Annotated in this window: 5 protein-coding genes and 1 pseudogene; 1 reads left to right on the plus strand and 5 read right to left on the minus strand. The window is 71.3% G+C overall.

Going from position 1 to position 4915, the window contains the following annotated elements:
* On the minus strand, positions 1 to 359 hold a 359-nt coding region (locus FXN61_RS47265; RefSeq protein ID WP_167980316.1), incomplete at its 3' end, for an NADPH-dependent FMN reductase.
* Positions 360 to 446: 87 nt separating this feature from the next.
* Here FXN61_RS47265 and FXN61_RS47270 point away from each other — a divergent pair.
* Positions 447 to 1046, plus strand: coding sequence for a TetR/AcrR family transcriptional regulator (locus FXN61_RS47270; protein WP_312878547.1), 600 nt, complete (start codon positions 447 to 449; stop codon positions 1044 to 1046).
* 63 nt (positions 1047 to 1109) lie between these two features.
* Here FXN61_RS47270 and FXN61_RS47275 read toward each other — a convergent pair whose 3' ends face one another.
* The 4 genes and pseudogenes from FXN61_RS47275 to larB form a co-directional block, all read right to left on the minus strand.
* Positions 1110 to 2369, minus strand: coding sequence for a hypothetical protein (locus FXN61_RS47275; RefSeq protein ID WP_188136248.1), 1260 nt, complete (start codon positions 2367 to 2369; stop codon positions 1110 to 1112).
* A gap of 59 nt (positions 2370 to 2428) precedes the next feature.
* Complete coding sequence (gene larE / locus FXN61_RS47280) at positions 2429 to 3352, minus strand: ATP-dependent sacrificial sulfur transferase LarE (RefSeq protein ID WP_246293198.1); 924 nt, start codon at positions 3350 to 3352, stop codon at positions 2429 to 2431.
* A pseudogene (gene larC, locus FXN61_RS47285) lies at positions 3353 to 4452 on the minus strand (nickel pincer cofactor biosynthesis protein LarC). It lies immediately after the preceding gene.
* 44 nt (positions 4453 to 4496) lie between these two features.
* Positions 4497 to 4915: nickel pincer cofactor biosynthesis protein LarB (gene larB, locus FXN61_RS47290; RefSeq protein WP_167980317.1), on the minus strand; the 419-nt coding region annotated here is incomplete at its 5' end.

The raw sequence follows: 4915 nt of genomic DNA on the forward strand, positions 1-4915 counted from the left end.
TACTGGCCGAACGCGGTGCCGACGACGGCGACCGGCTTGCCGGTCAGCGCGCCCGCGCCGTAGGGGCGCGACAGCCAGTCGATGGCGTTCTTCAGCACCGCGGGGATGGTGCCGTTGTACTCGGGCGAGACCAGCAGCAGGGCGTCGGCCTCGACGGCGGCCTCGCGCAGCTTGACGGCGGCGGCGGGAACGCTGCCCTCGGCATCGATGTCCTCGTTGTAGAACGGCACGGTGTCCAGGCCGTCGAACAGGCCGACCTCGACGTGGTCCGGTGCGATCTGGACCGCGGCCTCGGCGAGCCTGCGGTTGTGCGATCCGGCGCGGAGGCTGCCGACGAGGGTGAGGATGCGGACGGCCATGAGGAACTCCCGAGGTGGAGGCGGTGATCGGACGGTCGTCACGATAAACGGGACGCGGCCCGCTTATCTTCCCGCTAGGCTGCTGAGGTGATCGACGGCACACACCTGCCCCTCATCGGCGAGGAAACGCACCTGCGTGCGGACGCGGTGCGCAACCGCGCCCGGTTGCTCGAGGCCGCGGCCCGGCTTGCGGCCGAACGAGGCGCGGCGGCCATCACGATGGAGACCGTGGCGGCCGAGGCGGGGGTCGGCAAGGGCACGGTGTCGCGTCGCTTCGGCGACCGCAACGGACTGCTCCAGGCCCTGCTGGACCACTCGGAGCAACGGTTCCAGGAGGCGTTCCTCAGCGGCCCGCCGCCGCTGGGACCCGAGGCCGACCCGGCGACGCGGCTCAGGGCGTTCGGACCGGCTCTGCTGCACCACGAACGCGCGAACCTCGACCTCTACCTGGCCGCCGAACCCGCGGCCGAGCGGCGGTTCGCAGTGCCACCGCGGCGGCTGCGCCACACCCACGTCGCAATGCTGGTGCGCGCGCTCCTTCCGGACGCCGACGCCGAACTGCTCGCCCACGCTCTGCTGTCGTCGGTGGAGGTCGTCCTGGTCGACCATCTCGTCCGCGACCACGGCATGCCGTTGGCGCGGGTCGAAGCGGGCTGGCACGACCTGGTCGACCGGCTCCTGGGCTGACCGCGCTCCGAGTCCCTGGTGGGAATCGGCCGCTGCGACGTCATCCCCCGGTCGAGGAGAGTGTCACTGCAGGTCCCGGAAGCTCGTGGTCCAGGCGGTGTTCCGCCCAGGAAGGCCGGCCGGTCCCCGCTGCACCGTGTAGGGGCAGAACATGCTGTTGAGCAGCCAGGGAGTCGACTTCGGCCCGAAGTCGGCCACCATGGCGGCGTCCTGGGACACGCCGTAGGTGGCCACGGCCAGCCGGCCGGTGGCCCGGAAGCGCCGCACCGCGTCGCGCAGGAAGTGTCGGCGGTTGGCGAACCACGGGGACAGCGCCAGGAAGTCGTTCCACTTCTGCTGCGTGAAGGGACGCCGGATCGCGTCCGCGATCACCTCCCAGACCTGAGTGGTGGCCGGGATTGCGTACTTGGCCGCGAACGCTCCCGAGACCGGGTCGCTCAGGTGCGCCTTCCAGTGGTGCACCAGGGAGAACTCCAAGGCCAGGAAGGTCTGGCCGTCGCGCAGCCGGGGCAGGACGTAGTCCAGGAACGCCTGTGCCTCCTCCAGTCCCGCCACGTGCGGGTGGATGTCCACCCCGTCCAGCGCGGCGGTGTCGCGGGTGAACGACATCCAGCGATCCGTGGCGGCGGTCCGCCAGGCGGGATCGTTGAGGCGGTTGAGTGCGCCCATGTAGAGCTTGGTCTTGTTGGACGCGCCGCCGTGCTGGTCACGGAACGCGATGACGCGGCGCGCGATCGCCTCGTAGAAAGCGTTCAGCTGCGGCGTGTTCCGGTCCTCCTGCCTGCACTCGATGAACGGCTCGTTGCCGACGACCAGGACGTCCACCTTGCCCATCACGGCAGGAAGCACCTTGTCCAGCCGTGTCAACGCGGTGGCCATGGCCGCACTGCCCGGCACCGGGACAGGTTGCTCGTAGTACGGGAACTTCAACGACAGGACTGTGCCGTACCCCTGCTCGGCGGCAGAGAGCACGGTGTGAACCACGGGCTGGTCGGCGACCGCTCCCTTGTCGGCATCCGGCACGGGGAAGAACCCGCGCAGCCAGGTGGCCGACACGTCCCGCAACTGGCCGAAGTCGGACCAGTCCTTGGCGCCGTTGAAGTTCGCGCCGAGCACGTTCTTCGGCGGCGGTGCGACCACGCGGCCAGACCGAGTCTCCAGGTGGGAGTGCGTCGCCGAGGTGCCGGACGGCGCACCGGCGGCCGAGCCAGGGGCGCTCCACGCCGTGATCCCCAGCGCGGCCGCCAGCTCCATCGCTCGCCGTCGCGAGAGTCGCTGTCCGCTTCCATTCGCGGCGTTCTCCGACCGGGTGGCGTCTTCCATGGAATCCTCTCTGCGCAACCATCGGGCGAGCACGGTACGAACACGTCTTTCGCTCGAGGCTAGGGCGTGCGCCAATCGACCTCAAGCCGAGAACTCGCTGTCTGGCCCGACCTCACACCTTTTCGTCGATTGTGGACATTGCCCTTGATGGTTGCCGACCACGGGGAAAGCCGTTCACTCGTGGTTGAGAGCCCCTGACCGGAACACCGCGAACTCGGCGCCCGAGAACCCGGCCGTGCGGACCAGCTCGGCCAGCGCCTGCCGGATCTCCGGCAGGCCGGCGAGATGCGGGTCGAGCTCGACCTGCCGATGTCGCCGAGGTCGCGCACCCGCAGGTCCCTGGCGGGAGTACCGGCTTCGGCGAGCCAGGTCCGGACGGCGACCTCCGCGCGCTGCACCCTGGCCAGGCGGGCAGGGGTGATCGTGAGCCCGTACCGGACACGGCTGGCCAGGCACGGCATCGCTGGTTTGTCCCAAGTGGACAGACCCCACAGCCGGCTCACCGCGCGGACGTCCGCCTTCGTCATCGCGAGGTCGCGCAACGGGGTGTGCACGCCGATCTCGTCGCCGGCGCGGATGCCGGGCCGGAACGGGTCGCGTGCGTCGTCGGCGTTGGTGCCGGTGGCCACCGCGGTCAGGCCGTTGTCCGCGGCGACTGCCGTGATGGTGTCGAGCACGGTGGATTTGCAGAAGTAGCAACGGTCCCGGCCGTTCGCGGCGTACCCGGGGTTGTCCAGTTCGGTGGTTTCGGGTGTCAGGTGCCGCACGCCGAGGTGGTCGGCGAACGCGACCGCGGCGGTCAGTTCGGCGGTGGCGAGGCTGGCCGAGTCGGCGGTGACGGCCAGTACGGCGCCGGGTCCGGTGGCGCGGACCGCGGCGGCGAGGACGAGCGCGGAGTCCACGCCGCCGGAGAACGCCACGGCGAGCGGGCCGATCTCAGCGAGTCGTGCCACCAGTTGTGCGGCGGCGGTTTCGGTGTCCATTCAGCGGTCCCTCGGCATTTCCGCGGCCGCGGTCAGCACGGCACGCAACGGCAGGCCGGTCTGCCGGGCCACCGCGACGGCGTCGTCGAACTCGGCTTTGCCGTGGTGGGGCCCGTGTTTGCGGCGCACCGGCAGTCCGTGGACGCCGACGACGTCGGTCGTGCGAGCCGCGGCGGTGCGACGTACGTTCGTTCGCCGCACACCGAGGGTTCCGGTCTCGGCGAGCATCGCCTGTTCGATCTCGTCGGCGGTGTCCGGGGTGGCGAGGGCGTGCAGGACGTGCGCCGGCCTGCCTTCTTCATCACGGCGGGGGTGATCCAGCTGTCGAGGGCGCCGCGGTCGAGCAGGTGGCCGACGACGTAACCGAGGACTTCGCCGGTGACGTCGTCGAGGTTGGTCTCCAGCACCACGAGGTCGCGCACGTCCGCGGTGTCGAGCGCGCCGAGCCGGACGACCGCGACGTTGGGGCGGTCGGGAAGGGTCCGGGTGCCGACGCCGTATCCGGTGGCGGACAACCACAGCGGAGGCGGCGGGCTGTAGTCGGCGGACAGCGCACGCAGGAGGGCGGCGGCCGTCGGCGTGACGGTCTCGCCCTTGAGCGTGGTGCCGATGACGAGTGCGCCTTCCAACAGGGCCGAGGTGGCAGGGGCCGGGCACGGCAGGACGCCGTGGGCCGTGCGGACCGAGCCGGTGCCGAGCGGCAACGGTTCACAGTGGACGGTGCGGACGTCGAGCGCGTGCAGGGCGGCGGCCACGCCGACGATGTCGACGAGGGTGTCGTGGCCACCCAGCTCGTGCAGGTGCACCTCGGCGGGATCCTCGCCGTGTAGATGTCCCTCGACTTCGGCGATGGCACGCAACGCCTTTGTCGCCGTGTCCGCCACCGCGCGGTCGCGGACCCGCCCGGCCATGGCGATCAGTTCACCCGCCTTGCGGCTCGTGGCGTCGTCGGACACCGACACGACGGCGCGGCTGCCGCTGAGGCCGTGGGTGAGCACCCGGGTGACGGTGAGGTCCCAGCCGGTGAGGCCGGTGTCGGTGATGGCGGCGCGGATCGCGGGCAGCGGTGCGCCGGCGTCGACGAGGGCGGCCAGCAGCATGTCGCCGGCCAGACCGGTGAACGGTGAGATGAGGCAGACATTGCTCACGACGTGCTCCGGAAGGCTACGCGGGACAGGCGGAAAGCGGCCATCGCGGCGCCGAAGCCGGAGTCGATGTTGACCACGGTGATGCCGGCGGCGCAGGAGGCGTGCATGGCCAGCAGGGCGGTGATGCCCTCCAGTCCCGCGCCGTAGCCGGTGGACGTGGGAACGGCGACGACCGGGCAGGCCACGAGGCCACCGACCGCGCTGGCCAGTGCACCTTCCATGCCGGCGACGACGATGACGGTGTCGGCGGCGCGCAGGCGGTCCTGCTCGGCGAGGAGGCGGTGGAGGCCCGCCACGCCAACGTCGGTGACAGTCGTGACGCCGAGGCCGACAGCCGTGGCGATGGCGGCGGCTTCGCGGGCCACGGGCTGGTCGGCGGTGCCCGCCGCGGCCACGACCACGCTGAAACCGATCG

The organism is Lentzea indica (genome assembly GCF_012184385.1).
GTDB lineage: Bacteria > Actinomycetota > Actinomycetes > Mycobacteriales > Pseudonocardiaceae > Lentzea > Lentzea indica.

Coding starts and splice junctions, on each gene's coding strand:
- FXN61_RS47275 (WP_188136248.1), bottom strand. CDS start 2,369: ATGGAAGACGCCACCCGGTCGGAGAACGCCGCGAATGGAAGCGGACAG.
- larE (WP_246293198.1), bottom strand. CDS start 3,352: ATGGACACCGAAACCGCCGCCGCACAACTGGTGGCACGACTCGCTGAG.